This is a genomic window from Listeria sp. LM90SB2, from assembly GCF_028867355.1.
GTDB lineage: Bacteria > Bacillota > Bacilli > Lactobacillales > Listeriaceae > Listeria > Listeria monocytogenes_B.
On sequence record NZ_CP046449.1, the window covers coordinates 2,875,306 to 2,895,288 of the forward strand.

A 19,983-nucleotide genomic window follows, 5' to 3' on the forward strand; every position below is an offset into this window, starting at 1 on the left:
TTCTTTTGTAAATTACTCAAACCAATGTCAAAAATCCGGTGTTGAAGTCACAAAAAAAGCTCAACTGCTAGAGTTGAACTTTTTAAACCGTACTTCTAAACTCATAAAAATGAATCGCATTAATATCTAAATAAGCATAAAACGACCAATCTTCCGTAATCGTTTCATCACTCACCGTAAGTGTAGGCTGAGAGGCATCCACAATATAGTCCAAAATCTCTTTATCTAGCCCATACTTACTGTTCAGTTGCCAATACTTCGAATAAAGTGCCCCATTGTCACGGTCGAATTGCCATTTACAGACTTGATAATCACCCGCGTGAAGCCCTGTAAGTCTAATATGCACTTCTTTTTGTTCTTCCTTAATGAACCTTTCCTCCACAGAATAACGCGGATTAATCGTCGCACAGTTCATCAAAATAAGCTGATAACCGTCTGCGTGCTTCGTCATAATATAATCTTCACCCTTAGCAACCACAACACCCTTAAGCCTTCTCAAAAACTTCACAGCATAAAACGCCGGTCGTTTACCATTGAAAAAGTGGAACATTTCAATTCCATCAAGACTAATATTTAATTTGCTATCGTCCCCTTCGTGAAGTTCCGTATTAATCCAAAAGCCCAATGCATCCACTTCTGGTACCAAATCTAGCATCGTTTTCAAAACTAATGCTCCTCTGAAAAAAGTCCCGTTTGTGTATCTCGTATTCCCAGATAATGTGTTCCAGTTTACTAACATTAGCGGCTTATTGATATGATGATGTTTCAAGAAAGCCTTTAATTGAAGCGTTTTTGACAAACAATAATCCTCTGAAATCGAAAACGACTTCATATCCTCTTTCGAAAAATCTACCGCTTCATTTTGATTCGCATTATAGGCGACAAAGTCCATTTTATCCGCTTCTTCTAAAAACCACGTATGTCGTTCAGGCACTGCATTTTTAGACAATGAAAATGGGACAAAATTTCCGACTTGGATAGCTGGAAAACGCGATTTTATAGTGTGATATATTTTCAAATAAAGTTTTTTCAGTTCTTCCTTATCAGCATATGTATTTTTCGGTTCAAAAAACATAAAATGCCATTTTGAAACAAATTCCCGCCCAAAAACCTGCATACAATGCTTTAAAAAGTGATCCAATCGTTCAAAAACAGCCGCCTCATCGCCTACAATATCTTGATACTCCAAGCGAATAAACAATTGTAAATTTTGCTGTTTTAAAAAAGTGAGCGCTAAATCCGCATTCGCATATGGAGAAGAAGTTGGCACTAATTCGTCCGTTTCCGTTTCAGGCAAGAACGTCGAACCTCTAAACAAATGACGAATACCAATATAATTAATCCCAATCTCATCACGCGTCGTAATAATCTGCTTTTGGACATTATCTTTAAGCACTTCTTTAAGCTCACCAATCGTCAAAATATTCATATTCTCACTTAAACAACGTTCGGTCTTTTCCGTGATATCAATTTTCTTTTTCTCAAATGGTGCTTTATTTAATTCCTTACCCGGCTCCACATCATGATAAAGTCGTGACAATTTCACTAAAATTTCCGGAGATGGCACAATTTGTTCTATACTAGCGCCCAGCTCAGATGTCTTATTGTCTATTAACAAATTCGTTTCCACATGATGTTCCGCTCGGTATTCACTTGGCGTTAGCTCAAAATGAAACTTAAATACTTCTGAAAAATGCTTTTGGCTCGAAAAACCATTTTTTAACGCAATCTCTGTAATACTTTCCGCCGAATGTAGTAAATCTTGAATCGCATGCTTCAATCGGACTTCTGTCAAATACTGTAAAAAACCAAGCCCCGTCGTCTTTTTAAAATAACGTGATAAGTACGCCTCACTTAAAAACTCTTTTTGCGCAAACTCACGAAGCGACAAGGCTTCATCAAACCGCTCTTCCACTTCTCGAATAATGCGCGAAATCCGTTTATCATTGACTTCTTTCCTAGCAGAAGATGGAATTCCTTTTTTCAAAAAACGCGTAAGTAATAATAAAATTTGGAACAACGCCGATTGCGCTTCTAATTTATTCGCTCGTTTCTTCGTCGCCGAAGCAATCAAAAGCTCACTCACCGACTTCCTCAAAGACCCAACAACCCGCTCTCTCCCAGGGTCACTCTCCTTCGAGAAAAATTTAAAAGAATGCTGAAAATAATCCTCATAATAATGCGCAAAAAATGTATCTGAAATCGTTAAATTAATAAATAAATTATCTTCATTTCCCTCAATTGTATAAAAGGTATTGCGATCAAGAACTAAAACATCGCCTTCCTGCAAGTAAAATTTTTGCTCAGAAACCTTGATTGTTATTTGTCCAGAAATAGCAAATACCAATTTAGTTCCAAGTGATATTTCCGACGTCAGCTGCTTTATATGTTGAATACCAATCGTATAATCTTTTAAATGAGACACTCGATTCACCCCTTCGTTTAACTTAATCGGACACTTTTATATTATCATAGTCGTGAAAATTAATCGCTATCAGTTTTTATGATTGTTTTAGTCATTAAACCGACACAATCGAGTCACATATATCCGGAATTTTTGTACTTTTGCGAGACAAAATGATAAATAAAACGGCGTATAATAAATGATTGTAGAAAACGAATAAGGAGTGCGCCAAATTGAAAACTTCTAAAATAATAATAGCTTCATTAGTTAGTTTAACCCTGGTTTCAAACCCAATTTTAACATTCGCAGCAACGAATGATGTGATTGATAGTACGACAGAAATCACTACTGATAAAGAAATAAGCTCCACTCAACCAACTATTAAAACCACACTCAAAGCTGGTCAAACACAAAGTTTTAACGACTGGTTTCCTGATGACAATTTTGCTTCAGAGGTAGCAGCAGCATTTGAAATGCAAGCAACTGACACTATCAGCGAAGAACAACTTGCTACTCTAACAAGCCTAGATTGCCACAATTCTTCCATAGCCGATATGACTGGTATTGAAAAATTAACTGGTTTAACAAAATTAATTTGCACGTATAATAACATTACTACTCTTGATCTTAGCCAAAACACTAATTTAACTTATCTGGCATGTGATTCAAATAAACTTACAAACCTTGATGTAACCCCGCTTACAAAATTAACCTACTTAAATTGCGACACGAACAAACTCACAAAGATAGATGTAAGTCAAAATCCATTGTTAACTTATTTAAACTGCGCACGCAACACCTTAACCGAAATAGATGTCAGCCACAATACACAATTAACTGAGCTAGACTGCCATTTAAATAAAAAAATCACCAAATTAGATGTGACACCACAAACTCAATTAACAACCTTAGACTGTAGCTTTAATAAAATAACTGCATTAGATGTAAGTCAAAATAAATTACTGAACCGTCTAAACTGCGACACTAATAATATAACTAAACTGGACCTCAACCAAAATATTCAGCTAACTTTCCTAGATTGCTCCAGTAACAAATTAACCGAAATAGATGTAACCCCGCTTACACAGTTAACATATTTTGATTGTAGCGTAAATCCTTTAACTGAATTAGATGTGTCTACGCTTTCAAAATTAACTACACTACACTGTATACAAACAGATTTATTAGAAATAGACCTAACACACAACACACAATTAATATATTTTCAAGCTGAAGGATGTAGAAAAATAAAAGAGCTTGATGTCACGCATAATACACAATTATATTTATTAGACTGCCAAGCCGCTGGTATAACAGAATTGGATCTTTCACAAAACCCCAAATTAGTCTATTTGTATTTAAATAATACTGAACTAACGAAATTAGACGTTTCTCATAACACAAAGCTGAAAAGTTTGTCTTGCGTAAATGCTCACATCCAAGACTTCTCTTCTGTAGGTAAAATTCCTGTCCTTAACAATAACTTGGATGCTGAAGGGCAAACAATCACGATGCCTAAAGAAACTTTAACAAACAACAGTTTAACCATTGCAGTTAGTCCTGATTTATTAGATCAGTTTGGAAATCCGATGAATATTGAACCGGGAGACGGCGGTGTATACGATCAAGCAACAAATACAATAACTTGGGAAAATCTCAGCACAGACAATCCAGCCGTAACCTATACTTTCACTTCCGAAAACGGAGCTATAGTAGGAACCGTAACAACTCCATTTGAAGCCCCTCAACCCATCAAAGGAGAAGACGTAACAGTTCATTATCTTGATGACAAAGGAGAAAAATTGGCGGCTGATGAAGTTTTAAGCGGTAATTTGGACGATCCTTATACTTCTAGCGCGAAAGACATCCCAGATTATACATTAACGACTACTCCAGATAACGCCACTGGAACATTCACTACTACTAGCCAGTCCGTAACGTACGTGTACACTAAAAACATCGTAGCCGCAGAGCCTGTAACAGTGAATTACGTGGATGATACTGGAAAAACACTCGCTCCATCCGAAACATTAAACGGAAATGTAGGCGACACATATAACGCCACTGCCAAACAAATCGACGGCTATACATTATCAACTACACCAAATAACGCAACCGGAACATTCAACACAAGTAGCCAAACAGTGACATATGTGTACACTAAAAACATCGTAGCCGCAGAGCCTGTAACCGTTAATTACGTGGACGATACTGGAAAAACGCTCGCTCCATCCGAAACATTAAACGGAAATGTAGGCGACACCTATAACGCCACTGCCAAACAAATCGACGGCTATACATTATCCGCCGAACCAACCAATGCAACTGGACAATTCACAAGTAGCGCGCAAACCGTCAACTATATTTACACAAAAAATCCAGCCCCTGAAAAAGGAGTTGTAGAAATTCACTATGTTGACGAAAATAATAAACAACTGAGCTCCGCCACTAAAATTTCTGGAACAGTAGGAGATAATTACACAACTGAGCCAAAAAATATCGACGGCTATACGCTAACAACTACACCAGATAACGCAACCGGAACATTCAACACAAGTAGCCAAACAGTGACATATGTGTATACTAAAAATATCGTAGCAGCAGAGCCTGTAACAGTGAATTACGTGGATGCTAATGGCAAAACGCTCGCTCCATCCGAAACCCTAAACGGAACTATTGGCGACACATATAACGCCACTGCCAAACAAATCGACGGCTACACATTATCCGCCGAACCAACCAATGCGACTGGACAATTCACAAATAGCGCACAAACTGTCAACTACATTTACACGAAAAACACAAACATCGACCAACCTTTACCAGATAAAAAAACAACGAAACCGTCTAATTTAAAGACAACCGAAGTGAAAAAAGCTTCAGATACCCTACCAAAAACAGGCGATTCCACACCATGGAAATCAGCTCTACTTGGGGTCTTCCTATCATCCACAGCTCTAGTTATCTGGAAAAAGAAAAAATAGTAAAAAAGCCGGCCAGGATTAATTTCCCGACCGGCTTTTTGATCTCAATCTTCTTCCACTTGGATAGAAACACCCACATCCAGTAATTCCTCAACTGCATCAATCACAGAAAACTCCCCATAATTGTATACTGCATCATCTACAACTAAAATCGGCAAAGCTTCCATTCCATTCTTATCAATCAACATTTGAACCCGCTCTGGCAAGTCCACTTTCCCGACTTCTCCTAGCTGAATATCAAACACGATGCCTGTATAATCAAAATGGATTTTTCGCTCATCTTCACTTTGATTCATAAACATTTTCCATATCTCTAGGTTAATCTCAGACTCATTTTCCGCAGAATAAAAGTAACTAATTTGCTTCATATTAAAATTATTTACTTTCTAAATCGTGGACAAACAGCCCGCTTAATAATTTTGGTTCAAACCAAGTCGATTTTGGCGGCATGATTTCTGCGGCATCTGCTACACTAAGTAAATCGTCCATTGTCGGCGGGTACATCGCAAATGCCACTGAATGACTGCCATTATCAACTAAACGCGCTAGCTCGCTCAGTCCACGTATTCCGCCGACAAAATCAATGCGGTTATCACGGCGAATATCTTCAATCCCAAAAATTGGCGTTAAAACTTGCGATTGTAATATTGAAACATCCAGCTGACCAATAACATCGTTTGGAATCACTTCGCTTTTCGCCGTAAGTTTGTACCAATTTCCATCTAAATACATCCCTACTTGTTTTGGCTTCTCTGGTTTAAATGCTTCTTTTCCAACCTTCTCCACGTCAAAACTAGCCTCTACTTTGCTAAGGAAATCCGCTTCAATTGGCACATTCACAACCCTATTATAATCAAGAATTTCTAATTGCTCTTCTGGGAAAACAACTGATAAAAAGAAATTAAATTCTGCTTCTGGCCCAGCCTCTGGGAATTCCTCGCGCCGTTTCAAACCAACTTTCACAGCAGATTCCGTTCTATGGTGACCGTCTGCGATATATAGCGCTGGGACTTCCGAGAACGCCGCTGACAGGTCTTCTAAAATATGTGCGTCCGTAATTGCCCAAACCTTATGCGCGACCCCGTGGAAGCTCTCAAAGTCATATTCAGGCTCATTTTCATTCACCCAAGACTCAACAAGTGCATTAATTGCTTCTTTTCCACGATAAGTAAGGAAAATCGGACTTGTATTTGCATCACAAACATCTACATGACGAATCCGGTCTAACTCTTTCTCTTCACGAGTTAACTCATGTTTTTTAATTTTCCCATTGGTATAATCATCAATCGACGTACAAACAACCAGCCCTGTTTGCGGGCGACCATCCATCGTCAGTTGATAAATATAAAATGCCGGGTTTGCTTCTCTACCAAGCCAACCATCCAACTCAAATTGTTCCAAATTATCCGCTGCTTTTTGATAAACAGCTGGGTCGTAAGGGGAAACCGCCGGATCTAAATCAATTTCCGCCTTATCAATATGTAAAAAAGAATACTTATTTGCATCACCAAGTTCGCGCGCCTCTTCCGAATTAAGTACATCATATGGCAAGGAAGCCACCTTTTCCGCTAAATTTTTAATCGGACGAATTGCTTTAAATGGACGTATATTTACCATTGTTATCCTCCTTTTTAGTAAAAGAGCATGAACCCGTCTGGCAATAACCATAAAGTTTCATGCTCTCATTATTTCCCGGGTAATAATTTTAAACCGTAACACCTAATGGTTCAATAACTCGAACACGCAAAACCCCTTGCACAGCTAATAAATCACTTTTCAGTTGTTCCAAATTAGCTTGCGTTTCCTTATCAATATCAATTAATGTGTAGGCATATTCATTTTTACTGCGATTTATCATATCTAAAATGTTTAACGAATATTTCCCTAGCTCCGTCGTAATTTGTCCGACCATATTAGGAATGTTTTTGTGACAAATTCCAATTCGCGGATGTCCATTATACGGCATTTCCACGTTCGGAAAATTAACCGAGTTTTTAATACTACCTGTTTCAAGATATGATTGCAGTTCTTTCGCAGCCATTTTAGCACAGTTGGTTTCGGCTTCTTCCGTCGATGCACCTAAATGAGGAAATACATGCACTTTTTTGTGGTTTAGTAATTCTTTTGTCGCGAAATCTGTAATATATAAACGTAAAAGTCCATCATCTAAAGCTTCTTTCACAGAGGCTGAATCCACTAACTCACCACGAGAAAAGTTTAATAAAACAGCATTATCCTTCACTAATTGTAGTGTATCTGCGTTAAACATGCCACGTGTTTTATCCGTTAAAGGCACATGAACTGTTAAATAATCGCATGTGGCCAAAACTTCTTCTATCGTCATCGCACGTTCCACTTCTTTAGAAATTCTCCAAGCCGTGTCTACTGAAACGAATGGATCGTATCCAACCACATCCATCCCAAGCGATAAAGCGTCATTGGCTACCAATGCACCAATTGCGCCTAGACCGATAATCCCAAGTTTTTTGCCAGCAAGTTCTGTTCCCGCAAAGGCTTTCTTCCCAGCTTCAACTTTCTGTTCCACATCATCTTCCGCCGGTAATTCTTTGACCCATTCCGTTCCTTCCAAAATTGGGCGCGCCGAAACGAATAAACTCGCAAGAACTAGTTCTTTCACAGCATTGGCATTCGCGCCAGGTGTATTGAATACAACAATACCTTTTTCAGAACAATTTTCTACTGGGATATTATTAACTCCTGCACCAGCTCGGGCAACTGCCTTCACTGTCTCCGGAAAGTCAAAATCGTGTAAGTTGTAACTCCGTAGTAAAATCCCGTCTGCTGGCTGATTTGCATCAATCACATATTTTTCGAGATCAAATGTCTTTAAGCCTTCTTTTGCGATAGCATTAAACGTTTGGATATTAAACACGTACTTCTCCCCCTTTTCTTGCATTTGCAAATTTTTCCATAAAGGCGATTAGAGCTTCCACCCCTTCAATTGGAAATGCATTATAAAGACTTGCTCGCATACCGCCCACTGAGCGATGTCCTTTCAAGTTTTTAAAACCATTTGCTTCAGCTTCTTGAACAAAAGCTTTATCAAACTCCGCTGAATTCGTCACAAAAGGAACATTCGTGAGCGATCTAGCAGAAGGTTCGACCGGTGAAGAAAAGAAATCCGATTGATCAATATAATTATATAATAAGGCCGCTTTTTTGCGATTCAACGCTTCAATTCCAGCAACGCCACCTTGCTCCTTAATCCATTCAAATACTAATTTTGCTACATAAATGGCAAATGTCGGTGGTGTGTTATACATGGAATCATTCTCGGCTTGTACTTTAAAATCTAACATAGAAGGAAGTCCCTCTACTTGCCCTATCAAGTCTTCGCGCACGATGACAAGCGTTAATCCAGCAGGCCCAATGTTCTTTTGCGCTCCTGCATAAATTAAGCCAAATTTTTTCACATCATAAACGCTCGATAAAATATTGGAGGACATATCCGCAACGACCGGGACAGCTGAGTCTGGCACATCAAACATTGCTGTTCCTTCGATTGTATTATTTGTAGTTACATGTAAGTAAGCCGCGTCACTAGAAACTGTAGGAATCTCAGGAATATAGCTGAAATTGCGGTCTTCCGATGAGGCAATTACTTCCACCTCTACACCCTGAATTTTCTTAGCTTCGGAAATTGCTTTCTTCGCCCAAGATCCAGTGTTTACATACGCTGCTTTTTTGCCATTTGCAAGATTCATTGGCACCATATCAAATTGCAAACTCGCGCCACCTTGCAAAAATAGTACTTTGTAATTTTCTGGAATCTCCATCAATTCTCGAATTAAGCTCTCCGCATCGTCTAGGATGTTTTGAAATAATTCTGAACGGTGACTCAGCTCCATTACTGACATTCCTGAACCATTATAAGAGAGTAGCTCCCTTTGAACCTTTTCAAGTACCGGTACTGGTAAAACTGCCGGACCTGCCGAAAAATTATAAACACGTTCCACTCAACATCTCTCCTGTCTTCAAATTTCCCCAATTACTTACAAAAATTTTCACCAATAATCGAATACTTATTGGCCAGATATGAGCCTTCCTCGTTACACTTATGCTTTTCGAAGTTCTGTTGTTAAGAAATAAAAAAGCCGAACCTGTGATATTCTACACAATATTCGGATTTTTCAGCGCTTAAAAGTAAACACTGCCTTTTGTACTTTTGTATATTATAGCAGAAACAGAGCTGTTTTTCAGAAAATTTATACTAAATCTACAAATAAATGTGATGTTTAAACTTTCTGACATTAAAAAAGCACGAGAAACCGCTATTTAAAGCAATTCTCGCACTTCTACTTTTTGAAAAACACTTCACAAAAGATGTTAGCTATTTTTCACTTTTCGTCCTAAAGTAAACCAATACACAGCAAAAAATACAACAAGTGCAATAATTGCTGTGCGATACATAATAGCATAATTGTAGTAAGTCGCAACAATACTCAAACCAAAACTACCAACAGCCATTCCAATGTCCATTCCCGAAAGAAAAGTCCCGTTCGCGGTACCTTTATTGTGCGGTGCAGCCCGGTCCACAGCCAGTGCTTGAAGCGCCGGTTGCGACATCCCGTAACCTAACCCGAAGAATAACGATGCGATAAACAAGCTGATTGCACCAGTTGCAAAAGAAAGAATTAATATCCCAATTATCATCGAAAGCGCTCCTGGAATAATAACAAAACGGTGTCCCTTCGTATCATAAAGTCGCCCAGCAAACAAACGGCTTACAAGAACCATAATCGCTTGCCCGATAAAATATATCCACGTTGTCGAAATCCCCAGTTCTGTTCCATATACCATCATAAATGTCTGGATCCCACCAAGCGGAATAGCCATTAATAAACACAAGCCCGCCGGAAGCAAGGCCGTTTTCTCAAACAATTTCATTTTTTGATGTACCATCTTTTCTGATTTTGGAATTTTCACCTGTGTCATCAAAATTAAAATAAACACCATCAAAACAAGCGAAAACGTCACTAAAACATCGAAAGAAAAATAATTCATAATTAAAATAGCGATAATCGGCGCAAGTGACATTCCAAGTGCAGTCGTAAGCCCATAAAAACCAATACCTTCTCCCGTTCTGCTTGGTGGCACGAGTTTAGAAACGCCTGTAGCAATAGAAGTTGTTCCGATACCCCAGCCAGCCCCGTGAAAAAGCCGTAATATAAGTAAGGCCGCCACCGCCGTTGACCAATAAAAGTTCACTGTAGTTAAAATTAAAATCAAAAAGCCCACGATAATAAGTACTTTCGGTCCGAATTTGTCATTCCAACTCCCAGCAATCGCCCGCATTAATAGTGCTACGATGGAGAATAGCCCCACCGCCAAACTCGCTTCCATTTGCGTTCCACCTAGCTCAATAATGCGTGCCGGCAACGTAGGCATAAACACCATAAATCCAATATATAAAAGTACACTTCCTAACAATAAAAATACGTAGTCCTTCGTCCAAAGTCTTGTCTTATTTTCCAAAATTTACCCCTCTTTACTCTATATTAGTAGAAATGTTCTTTAAAATAGCCGTGAATTGTTCCAAATCTGCGCGAGAAATCCCAGCAAACATTCTTTCACAACTCGCCTCCACGATATCGCGGAGTTCATTCGTCTCTTTTCTCCCTTTGTCCGTTAAAGATAAAAGTGAAATCCGTCTATCTTCTGTACTCACTTCCCGCACAACAAGCTCTTTCCTAAGTAAAACATCGACAATCCGATTCACGGTTGGCGTGTCCTTTTTCGTCCAAAGAGCAATCTCTTTTTGCGAAATCGGCTCGTTCGCCTCAATTCCCTCTAAAACTGACCATTGCTCTGGGGTCACATCATAACTTGCAATCGAACGCAGCAAAAATAAATGCATTTTCTTCGCTGTCGTATTTACATCAAATGATATTTCATCATAATATCCGCGCATATTTATCCTCATTTCTATTGTCGTAACAATAATTGTCATAACAACCATTATACATACTGATTACTTTTTTGACAAGAAAAACAGTCGAATAAACGACTGTTCCTACAATAATTCCACATCTATAATATCTCTAAATTCGATTACATACTCATACCCAACAATATCTTTCAAAATAACTTCTTCCGTTAACATATCTATTTCTAGCGGCACTAAGTCCTGTGTTTCAATCTCTCCAAGCCCAAGAAATGCGGAAGGATATTCAAATGGCGCTAAACGCAGAGAAGATACATCTGCTTCTTGAAAATATTTTAAACGAACGACCCATTCTCGCTTTATAGCATCTTTTAATGTGATAAAAAAGCTTTCGCGCTCTAAATAATCCACTTCTGGCCGACTCGTTAAAAAAGCAGCATTCTTCTCTGTTCGCACTTGCTCTTTCTGAATTGCCGTAACCATCATTATCACCTCTTAACTTTATTATACGAACAAACGTTCTTAAAATCAAGTAATTTGCTAAAAAATTTTTTTCATAAGAGCCTGAATAGGTTTAGCGCTTACATATTCTTTTTCCGACAAAAACACTTGCAAATTAATGAATAGTTGCTATACTTATGTAAGTAAATAACATTAACAAAGGAGTTTTATTATTATGACTAATACATTTTTAGATTCTATTAAAGTTCGTCGTTCCATTTATGCACTAGATAAAAACGTTTCCGTTGAGGATTCCAAAATTGAAGAAATTATTAAAGACGCTGTTAAATATAGCCCATCTTCATTCAACTCCCAAAGCTCTCGCGCTGTCATTCTTTTAGGAGAAAACCATGATAAACTTTGGAATATCGTAGAAGATACATTACGCGCTATCGTACCTGCTGAAAACTTTGCAGCTACAGAAGAAAAAGTTGGTTCTTTCCGCGCTGGATACGGAACAGTTCTTTTCTTTGAAGATACTGCTGTTATTGAAGGCTTACAAGAAAACTTCGCTCTATATGCAGACAACTTCCCTGTATGGTCTGAACAATCTTCAGGTATTGCACAACATTCAGTATGGGTTGCTCTTGCAAACGCTGGAATTGGTGCATCTCTACAACATTACAACCCACTAATTGACGATGCTGTTAAAGCTGAATGGAATATTCCTGCAAGCTGGAACTTACGCGCGCAAATGCCGTTTGGTAACATCGTTCAAGAAGCTGGCGAAAAAGAATTCATCGATGACGCTGATCGTTTCCGCGTTTTCAAATAATAAATGTTTCACGTGAAACAAAAAATTCCGCGACCATTAACTGGTATCGCGGAATTTTTATTTTGCCAAACTTTTAAATCTGCTTCTAAGTTCATCACAACTTACAATACCAGCAATCCCGCCTTTAATTTCTCCATCAACAAGAACAAGCGAATTTGGTATTCCTTTTACATCAAATTTCTGAGCTAATGCGCGTTGTTTATCTACATTAATTTTCACAACTTGGACATTACCTTCTTCCATCTCAGCGAATTGCTCAAGTGTTGGCCAAAAGCAGCGACACGGTGCGCACCACTCTGCCCAAAAGTTAAGTAATATTTTAGGATGGCTACTAATAATCTCTTCCAAGTCATCTTCTTTTGCAAAAATAATCGCCATACATATCCACCTCACATTCAGAATATTCCAAAGTTGTATCGTGGTCAAGTAAAGGGTTTTAGAATAGCAATATATCTTGCTTTTTGTTCATTTTTTGACACTTTTGTTTCACGTGAAACATTTTATTTGCTATGTAAGATTTCTAAAATGCGTAAATCTAGCAAACCAGTACTTTTCACAGTCATATCCGCGTCACGGAGTCCAGAACCAACACCAACGCTTACAATTCCAGCTGCATTTATGGCTTCAATTCCAGCTTGAGCGTCTTCAATTCCGACTACCTCTGATGTTTCTAAGCCTAGACCACGGCAAGCTTCCACAAAAATTTCTGGATCAGGTTTTGATTTAGTGATTTTAGCCGCGTCGACAATATAATCAAATTCTTGTTCCATTTCTAATGCGCTCAAAACCGTCCGAGCATTTTTCGAAACAGATGCAATTGCGCATTTGAGATTTTGCTTTTTAAGATCCACTATAAGTTCTTTAATTCCTGGTAAAACATCCGCTGGCGTAATTTCTTTTAGCAAGCTAACATAAAAGTCATTTTTATCAGCTGCAAGAGCTTCAATCTGCTCTTCTGTAAAGTCATTTTCGCGGCCGTCTTTCTTTAAAATAAGAAGTAGGGAGTCAATTCTGCTTACCCCTTTTAAATTCTCATTAAATGCTTCATCAAATTCGATTCCAATACTCTCAGCTGTTTTTTTCCAGGCTAAGTAATGATAATGTGCTGTATCCGTGATGACGCCATCTAAATCAAAAACTACTCCTTTTAATGCTGTTGTCATTCTACTCGTCCTTTCCAAACTGCCGCAACATTTCGCGCGGTTCTTCTTAAATTATTTGGTGTTTCTTTCAGTATATTTTCTAAAGTTGCTGGTTTGGCAATGGATGGAAATACTGCGCTGATTCCGACTTCATATACTGCTTCTAGTCCCTCACCAACACTTCCACAAATTGCAAAAACTGGGGTTTCTTTCGGCACTACTTTCGCAACACCCACAGGAGCTTTCCCTTGTGCGGTTTGCCCGTCCATTTTCCCTTCGCCTACAATGACCAAATCTGCATCCTCACAAACAGTTTTGATTTGAAGTGCTTCAATAACAAAATCAATTCCCGATAACAGGTTAGCTTTTGCAAACGTCACAAGTCCAGCACCAATTCCACCCCCAGCACCTGCTCGCGGCATTGTAACCATGGCGGGATTCGCTAACTGATAAAACTGGCGCATTGCCCCATCAGCTGTTGCTAAATCTGTAACGGCTAGCCCTTTTTGTGGACCAAACACATACGATGCGCCAGCTTCTCCACAAAGTGGGTTTTCGACATCCGTCACAATATTTACTGTGATGTTTTCTAGTTCAGCTGGGACTTTTTCGGAACGAATGGTTGCTATATCAGCTAAATTTGCGCCAATCGGGTTGACGATATTATTTTCTGCATCTAGGAATTCATAGCCAAGCGCACTAGCCATGCCAATTCCGCCATCGTTTGAAGCGCTTCCACCAATCCCAATAATAATCTCGGTCGCACCTTTTTCCATGGCGTGCAAAATTAGCTCGCCCACTCCTTTAGTACTCACTTGAAGTGGATCGCGTCTAGTCGTCGGAACCAAGTGCAAACCACAAACTTCGGCCATTTCTATTAAAGCTTTTTTGTTCCCATCCGTAAAAGCAACTTGTGCTGAAACTGGGTCACCAAAAGGGCCGGACACATCGATTTTCATTTTTTTCGCACCTAAAGCTTTACTTAAAATCTCTAGCGTACCTTCCCCGCCATCACTGACAGGGAGTAAATGATAATCAGCATCCGGATAAATTTCTTGAAAGCCCTCTTTAATATACTCTGCCACCTCATGCGCCGTCAAACTTTCTTTGAATGAATCCGGTGCAATGACAATTTTCATAAAGACACATCCTTCTGATCCAACTTAATAGTTAATGTATCTGTTAATTGATGTTTTTCTCCGTGAATAACTAATTCTAGCACGCTTTTTGTGCTTTTTGAAAGGTGTAATCTGTTTTGCGCAATTTCTACCAAGATTTTTTCACCTTTCCAAGAGAATTCAAATGCCACAGATTGCCAGGAATCCGGTATGTTTGGCGCGATTTCAAGTAGTTCTCCACTAGTATCTATACCCGCAAATCCAAAAACCACCGCCAACCATATTGCGCCGAGTGAGGCCGCATGGAGCCCGTCATCCGATGAATGCGGCTCATTTCCAAGGTCAATTAAACACGCTTCTTGGAAAAATTGGTAGGCTTGTGCGCGATTTCCAGTTCGATTTTCTACAATTGCATGGATTGCTTTACTTAAAGAGGAATCATGAATTGTTCGATTTTCATAGTAATCCAAATTCTGCTTCACAGCATCTGGTGCAAACATCCTCGGAAACAGGTAAAACAACATGACTAAATCTGCTTGCTTTAAGATTTGTAGTTCGTTCACTTCTTGACGAGAATAATCTAGTAGAATCCCTTGTGTTCCTTGTGCCGCCTTATATTTATCCAAATTTATCCAATCTTTTTCTAAGAAAGTATCATCTTGCGGAATTAAGCCAGACTCATTTGCGACAGGTAAATAGATTTTTTCAAGAAAAGCTTCTGCACGGGCTACAAAATCTGCATTATCTTTATTCCATTCTAAAGCTTTTTTCACATTATAGTGTGCCATATAATTCGTATACGTATTATTATCGATATGCTCGGTGTATTCGTCTGGACCAATCACATCAAGGATTTCCAGTCGTCCATTACGATTAGTTGCACGGCTTAGCCAAAATTCCGCTGTTTCAAGGAGCAGCTCTGAACCACACTCTTTCATAAACTGAGCATCCTTAGTCGCCGTTTCATATTCACAAACCGCATAAGCAATATCCGCAACTAAATGATGCTCCGAAATCGCCGACGCTACTTTTTGACGTGTGCCAGTTCGAATATTAATCGCTGCAAATTCAGGCGTTTCTTCTTCGCCAGAGAATGCACTTTCCCACGGAAAAAGCGCCCCATTATAGCCGTTTTTCGTTGCCTTTTCTTTCGCTTCTTTCAAATGAAGGTAGCGATATTTTAATAATTGTTTGGCAATTTCCGGCTTATTATAAAGGAAAAATGGCATAATAAAAATTTCTGTATCCCAAAAAACATGCCCTTTGTAACCTTCCCCGGTCAGCCCTTTCGCACCAACACTACAACGAAAATCATCTTTCGGCGTCATAATTTCTAAGTGATAGCACGCAAAATCTAGTGCAAATTGGTCAAAATCATTCGTGCTCTCAACACGGACACCCGCATGCTCCCAAAAATCTGCCCATAAAGTTTCCGAAGCTCTTTTCAATTCTGCATAAGTCGTATTTGGAAGTTCCGCATCCACTTGATCCAGGGATGTTTTAACCATGCTTATTTTCTCCAAAGTAAATAGTTGATTTTCAGCGATTTCTTGCTCTACTTCGGTCATTAATTGTCTGTTTTTCGCAGTGAAAATCCCTTTTTTATTCACTTTTGTTGCTATTGTAATATGCTGTTTGCTCTCGATGGTCTCATATTCGCCAACCATCAACTTCTCATCAAAAATTCGTAGACTCAACTCCGCCAGCTGCTGTGTTCCAAAATTAGTTTGTTGCGCATCAATACCAGTTTTTACTTTGACTTTCGCCGCACCGCTCAAAGGCATTATCTCCACTTTAGCAGCAATGACGTGCTTTGCTGCTTTTGAAACAAATCGGTGAAAATTCAGTTGATACTTCTTGCCCGCGCTACTTTCCCAAGTAATTTTTCGAATTAATTCTCCTGTATTCATATCTAAATAACGCTCGTAAGCATGGACTTTCCCCGCTTGCATCGAAAAATTTCCCCCATCAAGCATCACTTGGAAACGCGTCACATCCGGCAAATTAACAAGTTCCGAACTCAGCGAACCGCTCGGACGATTATAAATCCCCGCCACATACATACCGCGAACTTGCTCCGGATATTCTTCTTCAAGAGCACCGCGCACGCCCATATAGCCATTTCCCACAGTCATTTGGCTACCATATTTATTTAGATAATTTAATGCAAATTCCTTCTCGATTATTTTCTTCATAAAGAAACACTCTCACCTTTTTCTGCCGATTCGTATAAACTTTCAACAATTTTTTGTATGATATAACCTTGTTCAGCGCCAGCAAGTTCCACTTTTCCAGCACCAAGAACGCTATCAACAAATGCTTTCATGCTGTTTTCGTGTTTATTTTCTTCCAGTTGTCCTAACTTCTCTAACAACTGAAATTCACCTGCATTATCTGTATAAATTTCAGCCGGGTATAAACTGCCTCCTGCTAAATCACCGAAAAAATCAACATTTAGCGCACTTTCTGGCTTGATATGTAGCGCAAAAGAAGTATCTAATTCAATTAATCCTCCATTTTCCAGTTCAATAAAGCCGAATAAAGAATCCTCTACCGTATATTTTTCCGGATCCCATGAACCAAATGTCCCCGCACTTTTCTTGGTTCCGATTTTTTGAAAACTTTTTGCCGTTACTTTCTTCACTTTTGGAAAACCAAGGACAAACATCGCCGCGTCGAGCATGTGAATTCCCATATCAATCAGCGGACCCCCGCCTTGCATTTCTTTATTCGTAAAAGTTCCCCAACCCGGCACGCCAGAACGACGAAGCGCAGTTGCTTTCACACAATAAATTTCACCTAGAAGCGCCGAATTTCTCTTTAAAAACTGTGCTTCACTGGAAAAACGATGATGAAAATCATACGCCAAAATCGCGCCTTTTTCTTCCGCAAGTTCCCACATTGCTTTCGCTTCCGCCGCACTCATTGCGGGTGGCTTTTCACACATAACGGCCGCTCCATTCGCTAGTGACAACATCACATTATCAAAATGGAACCGATTAGGCGTGCAAATACTAATAATATCGATTTTCTCGACCGCAAACATCTCTTCTGCCGTAGCATAATGCTTCTCAAAACCATTGTTCGCACGAAACTCTTCGCCACGCTCCAAACTTGGGTCGCAAACAGCTACAAGCTCCAGTTCATTTCTTGTCTTATAATACGCAGCGTGGACCTTCTCAGCGACTTGTCCAGCACCGATAATTGCAACTCTTTTCTTCATATCCGAAACTCCTTTTAGAAAAATCCGTCCGCTTTAATTGGGACGGATTTTCTATTTTAAATTAAACAGCTTTTTAAATGTGCCAACGCATCTTTATAAGCTTGTTCTGGATTTTCACTGCGAACACGACATTCAAAAGTTAAAAATCCGTTGTAACCGTTCTTTTTCAGTTGATCAAAACTTGTTTTAAAATCAAGGCTACCGCTTCCTGGTTGGTAGCGATGATTGTCAGCAACATGAATGTGACCGATCGAATCTTTATACGTCTCAAGCACAGTCGGAATGCTATCTTCTTCAATATTCATATGATAGAAATCAGCGATAATTTCTACATTTTTAAGTTCATTTTCATCAATATATTTTTGCGCATCACTTAGCAAATTAATCATATGATCTTGGTATCTGTTAAGCGGCTCAAGATAAACCTTCGTCCCAGTTTCACCAGCAATTTTGTCCAAATAAACCAACGACTCGCTCACTGCTTTGAAATCTCCGGCTTGGCTACGCGGCGAAACCATTGGCGGAAGACGATACGTGAACATCCCCCACGCCGCTGGAACGACAATCCCTTGCCCACCGACTTCTGCTAAAGCTTCTAAAATCGCTTTAATTTCTTCTAAACCATTCAGTCTGCGCTCTTCAATGAAGTCACCAATCCAGCCGTCATAGCCACCACATGCAGTACTAACAGGTAGCCCCGTTTTTTCGATAGCTTTCTTCACTTCGTCCAAATTTTCAACAAGTAATTTACCATCAATTTCAAAACCTTCAAAGCCCATTTCTTTTACATAAGCAAATTTTTCTTCTATATTTTCTGGGAAAAATGCTTGGTTTTGTGTGCCTAATTTCATTATTATCGCTCCTTAAAGGGTAATCCCCATTTTAATACTTAAATCAGGTTGTTGATCAACGTATTTCATGTAGCTCTCAGCTGAATCTGCAAACGGAACGACTGGATCAATAATGTCCGAACAATCCAAGTAACCGTTCATCAGTAGTTCCCAACAAGTCTCCTCGATACGCTTACGATCCCAGCGCGGATAATCCGGATTTGGTTCACTAGCCGCACGTGAAAAGACAATTTTCGCATTGTTGAAATGAGCTTCCCGACCAAGGTTAAATCCTTCTGGGAAAGGTTTCGCGAAGGCTACATAAGAAATTGTTCCGCCGTAAGCTATTCCGCGTAGTGCCGCTTGAAGTGCAGCCGCATTCCCGCTCGTTTCAATAATCGAATCCGCACCAAGTTTACCAGTAAGACGCTTCACTTCTAAGCCAACATCTGTCGTAATTGGATCAAAAGTAGCATCTGCTCCATGTTTTTCAGCAATTTCACGACGATGACTAAGTGGATCCACCCCGATAACAACACTTGCTCCAGCTTTTTTCGCCAGTTGAATCGCAATTTGACCAATCGCACCAAGTCCGACAACAACAACATAATCGCCCGCACGAACATGTGCATCACGCACGCCACTCATCGCAAATTGAGCCGGGTCATAGCAAACCGCGTTTTTCCAATTAGCACCTTTTGGCAATTTACGTAGTTTATAATTATCGACAGCTTTTACAATAACAGTTTCCATAATCGGTCCGTAAGAACAAACAATATCTCCAAGCTCGTATTCTGTTACTTTGCTCCCACATTCAACTACTTCACCAACGACCATGTTACCTAGCTGAAACTCGCCAAATACAATGCCTCGCGCACTATTTGTTTCACGTGAAACAAATAAATTCCATTCTGGTGAAAATTCTTCATCAATAAAAGGACTAATTCCTCTAAAATCAACTACTTCTGTGCCATGTTTTGGAGAAGCGAATTGAACTTTAATTTTTACTTCATCTTCTAAAACTTCACGATCATTATATTCTATTAATTCCGCCACACGAGGCGCTGTCGCTACTAATTTTTTCATTTTCAATAACTTCCT

General features: G+C 39.3%; 17 protein-coding genes. 2 read left to right on the plus strand and 15 right to left on the minus strand.

What is annotated here, in order from left to right; genetic code table 11:
* Positions 1 to 82 precede the first annotated feature (82 nt).
* Positions 83 to 2,425, minus strand: a complete 2,343-nt coding sequence (locus GL301_RS14270; RefSeq protein ID WP_003727598.1) for a helix-turn-helix domain-containing protein — start codon at positions 2,423 to 2,425, stop codon at positions 83 to 85.
* Between the two features lie 212 nt (positions 2,426 to 2,637).
* Here GL301_RS14270 and GL301_RS14275 point away from each other — a divergent pair, with 212 nt between their 5' ends.
* Positions 2,638 to 5,388, plus strand: coding sequence for a MucBP domain-containing protein (locus GL301_RS14275; RefSeq protein ID WP_014929284.1), 2,751 nt, complete (start codon positions 2,638 to 2,640; stop codon positions 5,386 to 5,388).
* A 44-nt stretch (positions 5,389 to 5,432) separates the two neighbouring features.
* Here the strand turns inward: GL301_RS14275 and GL301_RS14280 are convergent, their stop codons facing one another.
* The 7 genes from GL301_RS14280 to GL301_RS14310 all read right to left on the minus strand — a co-directional run bounded on the left by GL301_RS14280 (position 5,433) and on the right by GL301_RS14310 (position 11,776).
* Positions 5,433 to 5,756, minus strand: a complete 324-nt coding sequence (locus GL301_RS14280; protein WP_003725851.1) for an arsenic metallochaperone ArsD family protein — start codon at positions 5,754 to 5,756, stop codon at positions 5,433 to 5,435.
* Between the two features lie 7 nt (positions 5,757 to 5,763).
* The gene (locus GL301_RS14285; protein ID WP_003727595.1) at positions 5,764 to 7,005 is read right to left on the minus strand and encodes a DUF1015 domain-containing protein; all 1,242 of its coding nucleotides are present in this window, start codon (positions 7,003 to 7,005) and stop codon (positions 5,764 to 5,766) included.
* An 88-nt stretch (positions 7,006 to 7,093) separates the two neighbouring features.
* Positions 7,094 to 8,281 (minus strand): phosphoglycerate dehydrogenase, encoded by a 1,188-nt coding sequence (locus tag GL301_RS14290; protein ID WP_003740334.1) that lies wholly within the window; start codon positions 8,279 to 8,281, stop codon positions 7,094 to 7,096.
* A complete protein-coding gene (gene serC, locus GL301_RS14295; protein WP_003733356.1) occupies positions 8,274 to 9,365 on the minus strand; it encodes a 3-phosphoserine/phosphohydroxythreonine transaminase in 1,092 nt (363 codons plus the stop codon). The genes GL301_RS14290 and serC overlap by 8 nt, the downstream gene beginning before the upstream one ends.
* A 370-nt stretch (positions 9,366 to 9,735) precedes the next feature.
* Positions 9,736 to 10,884: a lmo2826 family MFS transporter gene (locus GL301_RS14300; protein ID WP_003727593.1), complete on the minus strand. Its 1,149-nt coding sequence runs from the start codon at positions 10,882 to 10,884 to the stop codon at positions 9,736 to 9,738.
* Between the two features lie 13 nt (positions 10,885 to 10,897).
* Positions 10,898 to 11,320 carry a MarR family winged helix-turn-helix transcriptional regulator gene (locus GL301_RS14305; RefSeq protein WP_003734200.1) on the minus strand — a complete coding sequence of 141 codons (423 nt, stop codon included), beginning with the start codon at positions 11,318 to 11,320 and terminating at the stop codon, positions 10,898 to 10,900.
* A gap of 102 nt (positions 11,321 to 11,422) precedes the next feature.
* Entirely contained in the window at positions 11,423 to 11,776 is a 354-nt protein-coding gene (locus GL301_RS14310) for a hypothetical protein (RefSeq protein ID WP_003727591.1), read from the minus strand.
* A gap of 193 nt (positions 11,777 to 11,969) precedes the next feature.
* Between GL301_RS14310 and GL301_RS14315 the strand changes: the two genes are divergently transcribed.
* Entirely contained in the window at positions 11,970 to 12,569 is a 600-nt protein-coding gene (locus GL301_RS14315) for a nitroreductase family protein (RefSeq protein ID WP_003727590.1), read from the plus strand.
* Positions 12,570 to 12,626: 57 nt separating this feature from the next.
* Here the strand turns inward: GL301_RS14315 and GL301_RS14320 are convergent, their stop codons facing one another.
* The 7 genes from GL301_RS14320 to GL301_RS14350 all read right to left on the minus strand — a co-directional run bounded on the left by GL301_RS14320 (position 12,627) and on the right by GL301_RS14350 (position 19,968).
* Entirely contained in the window at positions 12,627 to 12,947 is a 321-nt protein-coding gene (locus GL301_RS14320; protein WP_003727589.1) for a thioredoxin family protein, read from the minus strand.
* Between the two features lie 122 nt (positions 12,948 to 13,069).
* Entirely contained in the window at positions 13,070 to 13,732 is a 663-nt protein-coding gene (pgmB, locus tag GL301_RS14325) for a beta-phosphoglucomutase (RefSeq protein WP_003727588.1), read from the minus strand.
* A complete protein-coding gene (locus GL301_RS14330; RefSeq protein ID WP_003740335.1) occupies positions 13,729 to 14,850 on the minus strand; it encodes a glycerate kinase in 1,122 nt (373 codons plus the stop codon). The genes pgmB and GL301_RS14330 overlap by 4 nt, the downstream gene beginning before the upstream one ends.
* Positions 14,847 to 17,024, minus strand: a complete 2,178-nt coding sequence (locus GL301_RS14335) for a glycoside hydrolase family 65 protein (RefSeq protein WP_070298316.1) — start codon at positions 17,022 to 17,024, stop codon at positions 14,847 to 14,849. The genes GL301_RS14330 and GL301_RS14335 overlap by 4 nt, the downstream gene beginning before the upstream one ends.
* The gene (locus tag GL301_RS14340; protein ID WP_003727585.1) at positions 17,021 to 18,052 is read right to left on the minus strand and encodes a Gfo/Idh/MocA family protein; all 1,032 of its coding nucleotides are present in this window, start codon (positions 18,050 to 18,052) and stop codon (positions 17,021 to 17,023) included. The genes GL301_RS14335 and GL301_RS14340 overlap by 4 nt, the downstream gene beginning before the upstream one ends.
* 56 nt (positions 18,053 to 18,108) lie before the next feature.
* Positions 18,109 to 18,903: a sugar phosphate isomerase/epimerase family protein gene (locus tag GL301_RS14345; protein WP_003725784.1), complete on the minus strand. Its 795-nt coding sequence runs from the start codon at positions 18,901 to 18,903 to the stop codon at positions 18,109 to 18,111.
* 12 nt (positions 18,904 to 18,915) lie between these two features.
* Positions 18,916 to 19,968: a zinc-dependent alcohol dehydrogenase gene (locus GL301_RS14350; RefSeq protein WP_003727584.1), complete on the minus strand. Its 1,053-nt coding sequence runs from the start codon at positions 19,966 to 19,968 to the stop codon at positions 18,916 to 18,918.
* Positions 19,969 to 19,983 lie beyond the last annotated feature (15 nt).